Genomic DNA, 14,125 nt, shown 5'->3' with positions numbered 1-14,125 from the left:
TTGGCGCGAACATGCGTGCAAGCGCAGCACCTTTAAACGATGCGATGTATTGAAGACATGAGCCAGGACGACAAACTGATCGATCTCAACACTGAACGCGCCAAGCGGGTTCATGACCTCAACGAGAAGCGCCTGAATGAAGTGCGCCAGGCATTCGAGCAGGCTATGCCTTTGGGAAAACCCAAGAAGAAGCCGAAGAACAAACCGAAAAAGCGTTAAGCCCCCCTGCATTGTTTGATGCAGGTCAGTTTTGCCTCTCCTTTACGCCCAGTCTCGGGCGACATTGATCCCGGTCAATTTTCTCTCCTGCCCGATTGGTTAACTTAGCCCTATCGCAACAGGGCAAGTGCTGGAGGCCAGTCATGTTTTTCGACAACGTGGTGATCGCCGGAGTGCTGACAGTCGGCCTCATGGTTCTGTTTTTTGCAGGGTTTGGATTTTTCATCTGGAAAGACTCGCACAAACGGAAAAAACCGTAGGTCTTTCTGGAAAAAATGAGCACGCAAGGCATTTTGGGCAACTTCGGTTGCCCTTTTTTTTGCCCGCGAAACGGCCGGGGCTACGTAGGGTTGATGGTTGTTTGCAGGCATAAAAAAGGCGCGAACCTCACGGGACGCGCCTTTTTTGTGCCGCTGACTATCAGCTACCCAGCGCCTTCGACGCCAGCCAGAACAGGCCGGCCGACAAGCCTACCGTTGCCGGCAGGGTCAACACCCAGGCCAGCAGGATGGTTTTCACGGTGCCGCCTTGCAGGCCACTCTTGTTCGCGACCATGGTACCGGCCACGCCCGAGGACAGTACGTGAGTGGTGGAAACCGGCAGGCTAAAGATGTTTGCCATGCCGATCAGGCTCGCGGTGGTGATCTGCGCCGACATGCCCTGGGAATAGGTCATGCCCTGCTTGCCGATTTTCTCGCCGATGGTCAGTACCACGCGCTTCCAGCCAACCATGGTGCCCAGGCCCAGCGCCAGGGCGACCGCCAGGATGACCCAGAACGGGGCGTATTCGGTGGTGGTGGTCAAGTCCTTGCGCAGCTTGTCCAGGTCGGCCTTTTCACGGGCGGCCAGGCCAGGCAATTTGCTGACTTTCTTCGCCGTGTCATCCAGGCAGAGCAGGTAGCGACGTACTTCGATGCGACTGTCCGACGGCAGCGAGTGGTAGTCGGAAACACCTTTCAAAGTGCCGAGCAGGGCGGTGATGGTCGGTTCGGTCTGTTGCGGGTTGCACCGGAATTTCTCCGGCAGATCGCCTTCCACGCTCTTGCCCAGGGCCAGGAACTCGCCCAGGGTATCGGCATTGCGCTTGTAGAACTGGCTCAAATGCAGGGTCGCGTCGCGAGTCCGTTCGATCTGGTAAGTGGTGCTGCCCAGGTCGAGTACGAATTGCGCCGGGACGATACCGATCAGCACCAGCATGATCAGGCCGATACCTTTCTGGCCGTCGTTGGAACCGTGCACGAAGCTTACGGCCATGGCCGAAATAACCAGGACCAGGCGGTTCCAGAAAGGCGGGTGTTTTTTGTCGTCGATCTTGCGGCGCTGTTCCGGCGTCTTGTGCATTTTCGACAGCGGGCGCCACCATTTCAGGCCGATCAGAATCAGTGCGGCGATCAGGAAACCGGCCATTGGCGAGAAGACGAGGGAGGCGGCGATGTCGATCGCTTTCTGCCAGTTCACACCGTCTGCCAGCGGAATGTCGTTGATAAGGGCGTTGGCCAGGCCGACACCGAGGATCGAACCGATCAACGTGTGGGAGCTGGAGGCCGGGATGCCGAAGTACCAGGTGCCCAGGTTCCAGGTGATGGCTGCGGCAAGCAGCGAGAACACCATGGCCAGCCCGTGACCGGTGTTCACATTGATCAGCAGTTCTACCGGCAGCAGATGGACGATGGCATACGCGACGCCGACACCGCCCAGCAGCACGCCGAGAAAGTTGAACACACCGGAAAAGAACACCGCCAGATGGGGCGGCATGGCTTTGGTGTAAATAACGGTGGCCACCGCGTTAGCGGTGTCATGAAAGCCGTTGATGAACTCGAAGGCGAGGACAAAGGCCAGGGCGAGCAAGAGGCTCACGAGCACCCAAGCATCCAGTTCGCTGAATAAATCGATCATGAAGGTTTTCTGACCCGGTCGTAAGGGGGCGCGATTATGCCAGAAAAGGATGGAAATCGATGCACTAGCTGCTCATCGGTAACATTCTTCAACGATTTAGTTTGCGCTTAGGGGTGCCTCGGCGGGTTTTGCAGGTCGTTGAATCTTAAGGTAAAGGCTGCACACACAGGGTTTCTCCGAGCAACTGGAAAAATATGAACACCCGTAGGAAATTTCTGAAATAAGGGTCAGAAATGAACCTGTCACCTCATCCGGTGGACAAGGTAGCCGCTGCCCGCTCGTAGCGGGCGCGAAGGCATCATCGACTCAAGCCGCTTTTAGCAGGCCCGCATCCAGACCCCTGGAAAGATCAAAGCCCGGCGATTCATGGCTCTTCGGCTTTGAGTTCCTTTTCCATCTTTTGCAGTTCCTGGCTGAACGCCTGATCCTGAACGGTGGCGCGTTTACGCCAGGGTTTACGTTCCGGTTCGGGCTGTGCGGCGTAGGTGGTGACTTCCCCGCCGTAAACTTCCTTGTAACGTTGTTCCTGGCGCTCAAGTTCCGCGCGCAGTTCGTCTTTCGTCACAGTGCTACCTGTATGAGTTGAGATTGATTCTGGTGAAACGCACTGCACAGCGGTATCGAGTGCAGTCGGCGTCAACCCGGAAGGTTTTCGTTGGCGAGAGCATTCAATACGGGTTACAGGCGGCCACGGCACCAGAGATAAACAGCTGACGTAGCATCAGTCTCCAGTTTCAGCGAGCGCATTGGCGTTGAATCCAGTGATCAGCGGCAGGCGCTTGCTGCTGGGGGCGACAATGGAACATTGCGCCACCCAATGGTGGACTCGGCAGGTGAGTAGCCGAGTCGCCATTGAATTGTATTATAGCGGCCGTTTCGGAGAACACTATCTCTAAACCGTTAAAACAAGATATTGCGCAAAGTTTGTGTAATACCACATAAGTTTTACCCTGAACTAGGCCGTTCAGGGTATGTATTTTGTGACGCTGTCTTTCTGACGCCATTGTGGCCGGCAAGTTCGCAGGCAATTGCCCAGCCTTAGTTGTACGAGAGTTCCGTTCCAGGAAAACTCCCGGGGCTCGTCAGATGAGTGACCGGCAGTGGGTTTGCGATAATCGGTTGATGGTTCGATAATCGCCCGATGTTGACCGGTGTCTCTTGTGCACCGTACCGGAGCCGCTTGTAATGGCTCCCGAATCGTGTGGGAAAAGGACCTGATATGAACGACCAAATGCGCAACTCCTTCGCTTCAGTGGCGCCGCCCATAGTCGCGTCTCCCGCCAAACGCATCCAGGCGCTGACCGGTGACCCGGATTTCATGACGTCGCTGGCCCGCGGCCTGGCGGTTGTGCAGGCCTTCCAGGAGCGCAAGCGCCACCTGACCATTGCCCAAATCAGCCACCGCACGGAAATACCTCGCGCTGCAGTGCGACGTTGCCTGCACACGCTGATCAAGCTCGGCTACGCCACCACGGACGGGCGCACCTATTCACTGCTGCCCAAAGTCCTGACGCTCGGCCATGCCTACCTGTCATCCACGCCGCTGGCGGTCTCCGCCCAGCCATATCTGGACCGCATGAGCGAGCAACTGCACGAGGCCTGCAACATGGCCACGCTGGAGGGCGATGACATTTTGTACATCGCGCGCTCGGCGACCACCCAGCGGCTGATCTCGGTCGACCTCTCGGTGGGCGGGCGGCTTCCCGCCTATTGCACTTCGATGGGCAGAATCCTGTTGGCCGCACTGGACGACACTTCGCTGCGCGAGTACCTCGATCACGCCGAGTTACAGGCCAAGACCAGCCGTACCCTGCACACCCCCGAAGCCTTGCTCGAATGTTTGCAAGAGGTACGGCAACAGGGCTGGTGCATCGTCGACCAGGAACTCGAACAAGGCCTGCGCTCGATCGCCGTTCCCGTGTATGACGCCTCCGGGCAGGTGGTGGCGGCATTAAACGTCAGCACCCACGCTGGACGGGTCAGTCGCAACGAACTCGAACAGCGATTCCTGCCTGGCCTGCTCAGTGCCAGCCGCGACCTCAGCAGTCAGCTCTTTGCCTAGCCCACAGCTGCGAAGTGTTCGATAAACGCACAGACTCGCGTTTATCGAATTGACGCTGTTTCCCCGGGATCATTAATGTCGCCGCAGCGCCAGCACAAGGCTGGCACCTGTTCGACTGCGTTCTTGCGTGGAATAAAAATAATGAACCAGCCCCAGTCTGTTGTAGGTAACTGCCTCGACGTGCAGTCCTTCATCAATGCCCAACCCATTTCGCGCTACCAGTGGCGAGTGGTGATCCTGTGTTTCCTGATTGTCTTCCTCGATGGCCTTGACACGGCGGCCATGGGTTTCATCGCGCCGGCCCTGTCCCAGGACTGGGGGATCGATCGGGCCAGCCTCGGCCCGGTAATGAGTGCCGCGCTGATCGGCATGGTGTTTGGCGCATTGGGCTCCGGCCCGTTGGCTGACCGCTTCGGACGCAAAGTAGTGCTGGTCGGTGCGGTGGTGCTGTTCGGCGCATTCAGCCTCGCGTCGGCCTACAGCACCAACGTCGACCAACTGCTGGTATTGCGGTTTCTCACGGGCCTGGGCCTGGGTGCCGGGATGCCGAACGCGACCACACTGCTGTCGGAGTACACCCCGGAGCGCAAAAAATCCTTGCTGGTGACCAGCATGTTCTGCGGTTTTAACCTGGGCATGGCGGGCGGCGGGTTCATCTCGGCCAAGCTGATCCCCATGTTCGGCTGGCACAGCCTGTTGTTGATTGGCGGGGTCCTGCCGCTGATCCTCGCCGTTGTCTTGTTGTTCTGGTTACCGGAATCGGCGCGTTACCTGGTGGTACGCAATCGCGGCACCGATAAAGTGCGCAAGACCCTGGCGCCCATCGATCCGGTCGTTGTCGCCCAGGCTGCAAGCTTCAGTGTGCCGGAACAGAAAACCGTCAAAGCCCGCAACGTGTTTGCGGTGATCTTCAACGGCACCTACAGCACCGGCACGTTGCTGTTGTGGCTCACCTATTTCATGGGGCTGGTGATTGTCTACCTGCTGACCAGCTGGTTACCGACCTTGATGCGCGATAGCGGCGCCAGCATGGAACAGGCCGCCTTCATCGGCGCGTTGTTTCAGTTCGGCGGGGTATTGAGCGCCGTCGGAGTGGGCTGGGCGATGGATCGCTTCAATCCGCACAAGGTCATTGGCACTTTCTACCTGCTGGCCGGGGTGTTTGCCTACGCGGTGGGACAGAGCCTGGGCAACATCACACTGTTGGCGACGTTGGTGCTGGTGGCCGGGATGTGCGTTAACGGTGCGCAGTCGGCCATGCCGTCGCTGGCGGCGCGGTTTTACCCGACCCAGGGGCGGGCGACCGGCGTCTCGTGGATGCTGGGTATTGGCCGCTTCGGCGCGATTCTCGGCGCATGGATGGGTGCGACGTTGCTGGGCCTGGGCTGGAACTTCGAGCAGGTGCTGACGGCGCTGGTGATACCGGCGGCATTGGCGACGGCGGCGGTGGTGATCAAGGGCATGGTCAGTCATGCGGATGCGACCTGAACCGGGTTGCGGCCCGCTAAAGATCGCCGCCTGCGGCAGCTTCTACGTGTGCGCGAAGTCCGGCAGGAGCTGCAGCAGGCGGCGATTTTTCGCGGGTCGCGCAAACGATAGCCGAACAACAATCTGTTCGATAAACGAACACTCAGTCGATTATCGGATTGTTTGGCCCATTGCGCAGGCTTACTCTTCAGTGACTCCGGCGCTGCGCATCGCGCCCTTTTCATCCACTGTCGGTTCATTACAAAACGGGAGCCTGCCCCATGGCTGAAATCCTTTCGCTGCACGAAGCAGTGAAGCAATTCGTAAACGACGGCGATACCGTCGCGCTCGAAGGCTTCACTCACCTGATCCCTACGGCCGCGGGTCACGAAATCATTCGCCAGGGCAAGAAAGACCTGACGCTGGTACGGATGACACCTGACCTGATCTACGACCAGTTGATCGGAGCCGGATGCGCGCGCAAGCTGATTTTCTCCTGGGGCGGCAACCCTGGTGTTGGCTCGCTGCACCGTTTGCGTGACGCGGTCGAGAAGCAGTGGCCACACCCGCTGGAAATCGAAGAACACAGCCATGCCGACCTGGCCAACGCCTACGTTGCCGGCGCCTCCGGGCTGCCTTTCGCAGTGCTGCGCGCCTACGCCGGCTCCGACTTGCCCAAGGTCAATCCGCTGATCAAGACGGTCACTTGCCCCTTCACTGGCGAAGTATTGGCCGCGGTGCCTTCGGTACGCCCGGACATCACCGTGATCCATGCACAGAAAGCCGATCGCAAGGGCAACGTATTGCTCTGGGGTATTCTTGGGGTGCAGAAAGAAGCCGCGCTGGCAGCCAAGCGTTGCATCGTCACCGTTGAAGAAATCGTCGACGACCTGAACGCGCCGATGAACTCCTGCGTGCTGCCCACCTGGGCGCTCAGCGCGGTCTGCCACGTACCTGGCGGTGCGCATCCGTCCTACGCCCATGGGTACAACGAGCGGGACAACCGCTTTTACCAGGCCTGGGATCCGATCGCCCGTGACCGTGAGACTTTCACCGCATGGATCAACGAATACATCCACGGTAGCGCTGACTTCAGCGAGTTCCAGGCCAAGCTGGCCGCTGCTTCGGAGGCCAAGTAATGACTTACACCACCAATGAAATGATGACCGTCGCTGCCGCCCGCCGCCTGAAAAACGGATCGGTGTGTTTCGTCGGCATCGGCCTGCCTTCCAAAGCCGCCAACCTGGCACGCCTGACATCGTCGCCTGATGTCGTGCTGATCTACGAATCCGGCCCGATCGGTGCCAAGCCTAGTGTGCTGCCGCTGTCCATTGGTGACGGTGAGCTGGCGGAAACTGCTGACACTGTCGTCCCCACCGGTGAGATCTTTCGCTACTGGCTGCAGGGCGGGCGCATCGACGTCGGCTTCCTCGGCGCCGCGCAAGTCGATCGCTTCGGCAACATCAATACCACCGTGGTCGGCGACTACCATTCACCAAAGGTCCGTCTGCCGGGTGCCGGCGGTGCTCCGGAAATTGCCGGCTCGGCCAAGAGCGTACTGATTATCCTCAAACAGTCGTCACGCTCGTTCGTCGACAAGCTGGACTTCATCACCTCGGTGGGTCATGGCGAGGGCGGCGATTCGCGTAAACGCCTGGGCCTGCCGGGTGCCGGTCCTGTAGGAATCATTACCGACCTGTGCATCATGGAACCTGAAGAGGGCACTCACGAATTCGTGGTGACCGCATTGCACCCAGGCGTGACCCGCGGACAAGTGGTAGCGGCCACCGGCTGGGCCATTCGTTTCGCCGAAACCGTCGAGCACACCGCCGAGCCTACTGAAGTCGAACTCAAGGCGCTCAGGGATCTCGAAGCCCGCACCGCAGCGGCCCACGGCCAAGCCCCCGGAGAAGCCTGATGCGTGACGTTTATATCTGCGACGCGATTCGTACCCCTATCGGCCGCTTCGGTGGCGGACTGTCGGCGGTCCGCGCTGATGACTTGGCCGCCGTGCCGATCAAGGCGTTGATGGCGCGCAATCCATCAGTCGACTGGAGCGCAGTGGACGAGGTATTCCTCGGCTGTGCCAACCAGGCCGGCGAAGACAACCGCAACGTCGCACGCATGGCCTTGCTGTTGGCCGGGCTGCCGGAGTCCATTCCGGGCGTTACGCTCAACCGCCTCTGCGCTTCGGGTATGGACGCCATCGGCACCGCGTTTCGGGCGATTGCCAGTGGTGAAATGGAACTGGCCATCGCCGGCGGGGTGGAGTCGATGTCCCGGGCACCGTTCGTGATGGGCAAGGCCGATGCCGCGTTTTCTCGCAGCATGAAGCTGGAAGACACCACTATCGGCTGGCGTTTCATCAACCCGTTGATGAAAGCCCAGTACGGTGTGGATGCAATGCCGCAAACTGCTGACAACGTCGCCGACGATTATGAAGTCTCGCGCGAAGATCAGGACGCGTTCGCCCTGCGCAGCCAGCAACGGACCGCCGCTGCCCAGGCAGCCGGCTATTTCGCAGAAGAAATCATTGAAGTGCGCATTGCCCACAAAAAGGGTGAAACAGTGGTCAGCCAGGACGAGCATCCTCGCGGCGACACCACCCTGGAAACCCTGGCCAGGCTCAAACCGGTTAACGGTGCGGACAAAACGGTTACTGCCGGCAACGCTTCAGGCGTAAACGACGGCGCAGCGGCATTGATCCTGGCATCGGCCGACGCTGTAAGGAAACACGGCCTGACGGCTCGTGCGAAAGTGCTGGGGATGTCGAGTGCCGGTGTTGCACCTCGGGTCATGGGCATCGGCCCGGTGCCGGCGGTGCGCAAATTGACCGAACGCCTGGGCCTGGCCGTCAGCGACTTCGACGTGATCGAACTCAACGAAGCATTTGCCAGCCAGGGCCTCGCCGTCCTGCGCGAGCTGGGGTTGGCGGACGACGCACCTCAGGTCAACCCGAACGGCGGCGCCATTGCCCTGGGCCATCCGTTAGGCATGAGCGGTGCGCGCCTGGTACTCACGGCCTTGCATCAACTGGAAAAAACCGGCGGCAGCAAGGGCCTGGCGACCATGTGTGTCGGCGTCGGCCAAGGCCTGGCCCTGGCGATTGAACGCGTCAGCTAACAAGAACAGAGGAAAGCGTAATGACTGACAAGCCTGGTTACCGCCGCCCGCAGGAGGGCACTCAACCGGCCTACCTGCACCCGGCCTATCAATCCACCAACCTGCGCGCGCCGTCGCAGCCGTTGGTGTTTTTGCCGCACTCGTTGTCGGAAATCACCGGTCCGACCATCGGTGCCGAGCGTATCCAAGCCCAGGACAACGACCTGACCGCGCAACATTCGGGCGAACCCCAGGGTGAGCGCATCATTGTCCATGGTCGCGTGCTGGACGAAGACGGCCTGCCGGTGCCGGGTATCCTGGTGGAAATCTGGCAGGCCAACGCCGCCGGGCGCTATAACCATGCGCGTGACCTGCACGACGCGCCGCTGGACCCGAACTTCACCGGCACCGGTCGCACCGTGACCGATGCTGAAGGCTGGTACCAGTTCCAGACCATCAAGCCGGGTGCTTATCCGTGGGGCAATCACCACAATGCCTGGCGCCCTGCGCATATCCATTTCTCGCTGTTCGGGCCAAGCATCCTGACGCGTCTGGTCACCCAGATGTACTTCCCGGGCGACCCGCTGCTGGCGTATGACCCGATCTACAACTGCGTACCGGATACCAGCGCCAAAGAGCGCTTGATCGCCAGTTTCGATCTGGAGAAAACCATCCCTTCCTATGCCCTCGGTTACCGCTGGGACATCGTTTTGCGCGGCCGCGAAGCCACGCCGATGGAGAAATAAGATGACGCTCAACGCGACCACATCCCACACCGTCGGACCCTATTACCACATCGGCCTGACCTGGCTGAACCGCGAAGACCTGACCGTCGAACAGACCTTGGGCCAGCGCGTCGCGATCAGCGGGCAGGTGGTGGACGGCAACGGAGACTTCGTCAACGACGCCATGCTGGAAATCTGGCAGGCCAATGCCGCTGGCAAATACGATCACCCGGAAGATGACCAGGCCAAGGCGCTGGACCCGAACTTCGAAGGCTTTGGCCGGGTACCGGTGGATGCCCAGGGGCGCTTCCGCTTTACCACGATCAAGCCAGGTACCGTGCAAGGTCTGAAAGGCACGACCCAGGCGCCGCATCTGGTGGTGCTGGTGTTCGCCCGCGGGCTGGTGAAGCATCTGCTGACACGGATTTACTTCGATGGCGAGCCGGCGAACGTTGATGATTCGCTGCTGGAGTGTGTACCTGCGGAGCGCCGCAGCACCTTGCTGGCGAAGCAGGACGCGGCGGGCGTGTACCAGTGGAATGTAATTTTGCAGGGCACTGAAGCGGAGACGGTGTTCTTCGATTATTGAGCACCCCGCAAATGCTAATCCCGTGCGGGTTGCCCACACGGGATTGCCTTGCCTGATGCATCTGCGGAACGGGACTGTTGCAAAGTATGTCTAGACTGTCACTGTCCCCAAAGAGTGAAAAACAATGACAACCCCCACCGCTACTCCAGCGCACTACACCGGCGAAGAGCGTAAAAAACGAATCTTCGCAATTGTTGGCGCCTCGTCGGGCAACCTCGTTGAATGGTTCGACTTCTACGTCTACGCCTTCTGCGCCATCTACTTCGCCCCGGCGTTCTTCCCGTCCGACAACCCGACCGTGCAACTGGTCAACACCGCGGGCGTGTTCGCTGCCGGGTTCCTGATGCGGCCCATCGGCGGCTGGATCTTCGGTCGCGTCGCGGACAAGCACGGGCGCAAGAATTCGATGCTGATATCGATTCTGATGATGTGCTTCGGCTCCTTGCTCATTGCCTGCCTGCCGACCTACAAGGACATTGGCGTCTGGGCGCCGATCATGCTGCTGTTCGCCCGTTTGCTGCAGGGCCTGTCGGTTGGCGGCGAATACGGCACCACCGCTACCTACATGAGTGAAGTCGCTCTCAAGGGCCAGCGCGGATTCTTCGCCTCGTTCCAGTACGTGACGCTGATTGGCGGCCAGTTGCTCGCGGTGTCGCTGGTCGTGGTGCTGCAGCAATTTCTCACCGAGGATGACCTGCGTGCCTACGGCTGGCGGATCCCGTTCGTGGTGGGTGCGGTGGCGGCGCTGATTTCGCTTTTCCTGCGCCGTTCGTTGAAGGAAACCACCAGCAAGGAAATGCGCGAGAACAAGGACGCCGGCAGTATTCGTGCGCTGTTCCGTGATCATAAAGCTGCGTTTATCACTGTGCTGGGCTACACCGCCGGTGGTTCGCTGATTTTCTACACGTTTACCACGTACATGCAGAAATACCTGGTGAATACCGCCGGCATGCATGCCAAGACGGCCAGCTACATCATGACCGGCGCGCTGTTCCTGTACATGTGCATGCAGCCGCTGTTCGGCATGCTCGCGGACAAGATCGGCCGGCGCAACTCGATGCTCTGGTTCGGCGCCCTCGGGACCCTGTGCACCGTGCCGATCCTGCTCAGCCTGAAAAGTGTCAGCAGTCCTTTCCTGGCGTTTGTGTTGATTACCGTGGCACTGGCGATCGTGAGTTTCTACACCTCCATCAGTGGCTTGGTTAAAGCCGAGATGTTCCCGCCGGAAGTACGCGCATTAGGCGTGGGCCTGGCGTATGCGGTGGCGAATGCAATTTTCGGTGGTTCGGCCGAGTATGTGGCGTTGAGCCTCAAGGCCGTGGGCATGGAAAACTCTTTTTACTGGTACGTGACGGTGATGATGGCGGTGGCGTTCCTGTTCAGCCTGCGCCTGCCGAAACAGGCGAAATACCTGCACCACGACCTTTGATATTTACCCGTGGGCCTGAACGGCCCACGCTTGCAGGGAAAGTTTATGAACGAGCGACCGGGCAATCAGTTGTTCGATGCCTATTTCACTGCCCGCGATATGCGCGACGTGTTCTGCGATCAGGGGCGCGTCCAGGCAATGCTCGACTTCGAGGCGGCGCTGGCTCGGGCCGAGGCAACAGTCGGCTTGATCCCGCAGACCGCTGTGGCGCCGATCCAGGCGGCTTGCCGGGCCGGACTCTACGACTTTGCAGCGCTCGGCGAGGCCATCGCCACGGCGGGTAACTCGGCGATCCCGCTGGTTAAAGCCCTGGGCAAACAGATCGCGGCGACCGATGCCGACGCCGAACGTTATGTGCATCTTGGCGCAACCAGCCAGGACGTGATGGACACCGGCCTGGTGCTGCAACTGCGTCGGGCGCTGGAGCTGATCGAAAGCGACCTGGCACAGCTGGGCGCGACCCTCTCGACTCAGGCCGAACGCTATGTTGCCACGCCGTTGGCTGGCCGGACCTGGCTGCAACACGCCACGCCCGTCACTCTGGGCATGAAAATCGCCGGTTGGCTGGGGGCGGTGACCCGCAGCCGTCAACGCCTGCAAGAACTCAAGCCGCGCCTGCTGGTGCTGCAATTTGGTGGCGCCTCCGGAACCCTGGCTGCTCTCGGCGACCAAGCGTTGCCGATTGCCCAGGCGCTGGCCAAGGAACTGCAACTGGGCTTGCCGGATCAACCCTGGCACACCCAGCGAGATCGCCTGGTGGAGTTCGGTTCCGTGCTGGGGTTGATCGCCGGCAGCCTGGGCAAGTTGGGGCGCGATGTCAGTCTGCTGATGCAGACTGAAGCCGGGGAGGTTTTCGAGCCCTCGGCACCCGGTAAAGGCGGCTCCTCGACCATGCCGCACAAGCGCAATCCGGTGGGCGCCGCAGTGCTCATCGGTGCGGCGACGCGGGTGCCCGGCCTGATCTCGACCCTGTTCAGTGCAATGCCGCAAGAGCACGAGCGCAGCCTGGGCTTGTGGCATGCCGAATGGGAAACCCTGCCAGAGATTTGTTGCCTGGTGTCCGGCAGCCTGAAGCAGGCGCTGCTGATGGCGGCCGGCCTTGAAGTGGACGCCGAACGCATGACCCGCAACCTCGACCTGACCCAGGGGCTGGTGCTCGCCGAAGCCGTGAGCATTGTCCTTGCCCAGCGGGTGGGACGTGATACCGCGCACCATGTGCTGGAGCAATGCTGCAAACGTGCTGTCGCCCAGCAACGGCACCTGCGCGCAGTACTCGGCGAAGAGCCGCAAGTCACTGCCCAGCTGTCTGGCGCTGAACTGGATCATCTGTTGGACCCTGCCCACTACCTCGGTCAGGCCCGAACCTGGGTCGAGCGAGCGGTGGCTGAACATTCTGCATTAACTGCCTGAAGGAGATTGCTGTGGCTTTTGTACAACTCGCCGAGGGCGAACTGCATTACCAACTCGACGGACCGCAGGATGCGCCGGTGCTGGTGCTCTCCAACTCGTTGGGCACCGACCTGCACATGTGGGACGCGCAGATGGCCGCGTTCACCGAGCACTTCCGGGTACTGCGGTTCGATACCCGAGGTCACGGGAAATCCCTGGTGACGCCGGGCCCATACAGCATTGAGCAACTGGGGCACGACGTCCTGGCGCTGCTCGACGCCCTGAACATCGAGCGCGCGCATTTTTGTGGCCTGTCCATGGGCGGTTTGATCGGCCAGTGGTTGGGGATCAATGCCGGTGATCGCCTGCTCAAGCTGGTGGTGTGCAACACCGCAGCGAAAATCGGTGATCCGTCGGTGTGGAACCCGCGCATTGAAACCGTCCTGCGTGATGGTGCAGCAGCCATGGTCGCCCTGCGGGATGCGTCGATTGCGCGCTGGTTCACCCCGGACTTCGCCACGGCCAATCCTGCTGTCGCCAGCCGCATTACCGACATGCTCGCAGCCACTTCGCCTGAAGGTTATGCCGCCAATTGCGCAGCTGTGCGTGATGCCGATTTCCGTGATCAACTGGGCTCGATCAAGGTGCCGCTGCTGGTCATTGCAGGCTCTGGAGATGCGGTCACGCCGCCAGCGGGTAGTCACTTCATCCAGGAGCACGTGGCCGGTGCCGAATACGCCGAGTTCCATGCCGCCCACCTGTCAAACGTCCAGGCCGGCACAGCGTTCAGCGAGCGCGTCGTGGCGTTCCTGTCAGCTCGATAAGGGGAATTTCGTGGACGAACAACAACGTTACGATGAGGGGCTGAAAGTTCGCCGTGCTGTTCTCGGCGACGCCCATGTCGATCGCAGCCTGAACGCCCTGACCGAGTTCAACTCGGAGTTCCAGGAAATGATTACGCGCCATGCCTGGGGCGACATCTGGACCCGCCCAGGCCTGCCACGTCATACCCGCAGCCTGATCACCATCGCGATGCTGATCGGCATGAATCGCAATGAAGAACTCAAATTGCACCTGCGCGCAGCCGCCAATAACGGGGTGAGCCGTGGCGAGATCAAGGAAGTGATCATGCAGAGCGCGATCTACTGCGGCATCCCGGCCGCCAATGCGACTTTCCACCTGGCCGAGTCAGTGTGGGATGAGTTGGGCGTTGAGTCCCGGGAGTGATTTTTGTGATTTTTGTTGCC

The 14,125-nt window shown here is 60.4% G+C and carries 15 protein-coding genes; 13 read left to right on the top strand and 2 right to left on the bottom strand.

All coding sequences use genetic code 11. The features are described from left to right. Positions 1-57: 57 nt before the first annotated feature. Positions 58-219 (top strand): hypothetical protein, encoded by a 162-nt coding sequence (locus EQV97_RS06890; protein ID WP_007959203.1) that lies wholly within the window; start codon positions 58-60, stop codon positions 217-219. Between the two features lie 143 nt (positions 220-362). Further along, positions 363-479, top strand: a complete 117-nt coding sequence (ccoM, locus tag EQV97_RS28870) for a cytochrome c oxidase subunit CcoM (protein WP_007906619.1) — start codon at positions 363-365, stop codon at positions 477-479. 160 nt (positions 480-639) lie between these two features. Here ccoM and EQV97_RS06885 read toward each other — a convergent pair whose 3' ends face one another. Both EQV97_RS06885 and EQV97_RS06880 read right to left on the bottom strand, forming a co-directional pair. Continuing rightward, the gene (locus EQV97_RS06885) at positions 640-2,115 is read right to left on the bottom strand and encodes an inorganic phosphate transporter (RefSeq protein ID WP_122837754.1); all 1,476 of its coding nucleotides are present in this window, start codon (positions 2,113-2,115) and stop codon (positions 640-642) included. A 364-nt stretch (positions 2,116-2,479) separates the two neighbouring features. Further along, positions 2,480-2,680, bottom strand: a complete 201-nt coding sequence (locus EQV97_RS06880) for a hypothetical protein (RefSeq protein ID WP_007903846.1) — start codon at positions 2,678-2,680, stop codon at positions 2,480-2,482. 654 nt (positions 2,681-3,334) lie between these two features. On the opposite strand from EQV97_RS06880, the gene pcaR reads away from it, so the two are divergent. From pcaR to pcaC, 11 genes are all read left to right on the top strand, one after another. Beyond that, a complete protein-coding gene (gene pcaR, locus EQV97_RS06875; protein ID WP_122837755.1) occupies positions 3,335-4,177 on the top strand; it encodes a pca regulon transcriptional regulator PcaR in 843 nt (280 codons plus the stop codon). 141 nt (positions 4,178-4,318) lie between these two features. Then, on the top strand, positions 4,319-5,665 hold the full coding sequence (locus EQV97_RS06870) for an MFS transporter (protein WP_122837756.1): 1,347 nt from the start codon (positions 4,319-4,321) through the stop codon (positions 5,663-5,665). A 260-nt stretch (positions 5,666-5,925) separates the two neighbouring features. Continuing rightward, positions 5,926-6,783 (top strand): CoA transferase subunit A, encoded by an 858-nt coding sequence (locus EQV97_RS06865; RefSeq protein WP_045061045.1) that lies wholly within the window; start codon positions 5,926-5,928, stop codon positions 6,781-6,783. Continuing rightward, positions 6,783-7,562, top strand: a complete 780-nt coding sequence (locus EQV97_RS06860; RefSeq protein WP_240888728.1) for a CoA-transferase subunit beta — start codon at positions 6,783-6,785, stop codon at positions 7,560-7,562. Before EQV97_RS06865 ends, EQV97_RS06860 begins: the two co-directional genes overlap by 1 nt. Then, a complete protein-coding gene (pcaF, locus tag EQV97_RS06855; RefSeq protein ID WP_225570196.1) occupies positions 7,559-8,767 on the top strand; it encodes a 3-oxoadipyl-CoA thiolase in 1,209 nt (402 codons plus the stop codon). Before EQV97_RS06860 ends, pcaF begins: the two co-directional genes overlap by 4 nt. A gap of 20 nt (positions 8,768-8,787) precedes the next feature. Beyond that, the gene (gene pcaH / locus EQV97_RS06850; protein ID WP_045061042.1) at positions 8,788-9,492 is read left to right on the top strand and encodes a protocatechuate 3,4-dioxygenase subunit beta; all 705 of its coding nucleotides are present in this window, start codon (positions 8,788-8,790) and stop codon (positions 9,490-9,492) included. A gap of 1 nt (position 9,493) precedes the next feature. Further along, on the top strand, positions 9,494-10,060 hold the full coding sequence (pcaG, locus tag EQV97_RS06845) for a protocatechuate 3,4-dioxygenase subunit alpha (RefSeq protein WP_122837760.1): 567 nt from the start codon (positions 9,494-9,496) through the stop codon (positions 10,058-10,060). 124 nt (positions 10,061-10,184) lie between these two features. Next, the gene (locus tag EQV97_RS06840) at positions 10,185-11,489 is read left to right on the top strand and encodes an MFS family transporter (protein ID WP_122837761.1); all 1,305 of its coding nucleotides are present in this window, start codon (positions 10,185-10,187) and stop codon (positions 11,487-11,489) included. Between the two features lie 45 nt (positions 11,490-11,534). Further along, the gene (locus tag EQV97_RS06835; protein ID WP_201149574.1) at positions 11,535-12,899 is read left to right on the top strand and encodes a 3-carboxy-cis,cis-muconate cycloisomerase; all 1,365 of its coding nucleotides are present in this window, start codon (positions 11,535-11,537) and stop codon (positions 12,897-12,899) included. An 11-nt stretch (positions 12,900-12,910) separates the two neighbouring features. Next, positions 12,911-13,702: a 3-oxoadipate enol-lactonase gene (gene pcaD, locus EQV97_RS06830; RefSeq protein ID WP_225570123.1), complete on the top strand. Its 792-nt coding sequence runs from the start codon at positions 12,911-12,913 to the stop codon at positions 13,700-13,702. A gap of 10 nt (positions 13,703-13,712) precedes the next feature. Next, complete coding sequence (gene pcaC / locus EQV97_RS06825) at positions 13,713-14,105, top strand: 4-carboxymuconolactone decarboxylase (protein ID WP_045061037.1); 393 nt, start codon at positions 13,713-13,715, stop codon at positions 14,103-14,105. Positions 14,106-14,125: the final 20 nt, after the last annotated feature.

The organism is Pseudomonas sp. TMW22090 (genome assembly GCF_022496665.1).
Taxonomy (GTDB): domain Bacteria; phylum Pseudomonadota; class Gammaproteobacteria; order Pseudomonadales; family Pseudomonadaceae; genus Aquipseudomonas; species Aquipseudomonas gregormendelii.
The sequence above is the reverse complement of the archived record's forward strand: the minus strand, read 5'-3'. Positions and strand labels throughout refer to the sequence as shown.

What these genes read in the sequence shown, in the direction of transcription:
- EQV97_RS06885 (WP_122837754.1), bottom strand. Translation starts at nt 2,115, where the DNA reads ATGATCGATTTATTCAGCGAACTGGATGCTTGGGTGCTCGTGAGCCTC.
- EQV97_RS06840 (WP_122837761.1), top strand. Translation starts at nt 10,185, where the DNA reads ATGACAACCCCCACCGCTACTCCAGCGCACTACACCGGCGAAGAGCGT.
- ccoM (WP_007906619.1), top strand. Translation starts at nt 363, where the DNA reads ATGTTTTTCGACAACGTGGTGATCGCCGGAGTGCTGACAGTCGGCCTC.
- pcaG (WP_122837760.1), top strand. Translation starts at nt 9,494, where the DNA reads ATGACGCTCAACGCGACCACATCCCACACCGTCGGACCCTATTACCAC.
- EQV97_RS06865 (WP_045061045.1), top strand. Translation starts at nt 5,926, where the DNA reads ATGGCTGAAATCCTTTCGCTGCACGAAGCAGTGAAGCAATTCGTAAAC.
- pcaH (WP_045061042.1), top strand. Translation starts at nt 8,788, where the DNA reads ATGACTGACAAGCCTGGTTACCGCCGCCCGCAGGAGGGCACTCAACCG.
- EQV97_RS06860 (WP_240888728.1), top strand. Translation starts at nt 6,783, where the DNA reads ATGACTTACACCACCAATGAAATGATGACCGTCGCTGCCGCCCGCCGC.
- EQV97_RS06890 (WP_007959203.1), top strand. Translation starts at nt 58, where the DNA reads ATGAGCCAGGACGACAAACTGATCGATCTCAACACTGAACGCGCCAAG.
- EQV97_RS06870 (WP_122837756.1), top strand. Translation starts at nt 4,319, where the DNA reads ATGAACCAGCCCCAGTCTGTTGTAGGTAACTGCCTCGACGTGCAGTCC.
- EQV97_RS06835 (WP_201149574.1), top strand. Translation starts at nt 11,535, where the DNA reads ATGAACGAGCGACCGGGCAATCAGTTGTTCGATGCCTATTTCACTGCC.
- pcaR (WP_122837755.1), top strand. Translation starts at nt 3,335, where the DNA reads ATGAACGACCAAATGCGCAACTCCTTCGCTTCAGTGGCGCCGCCCATA.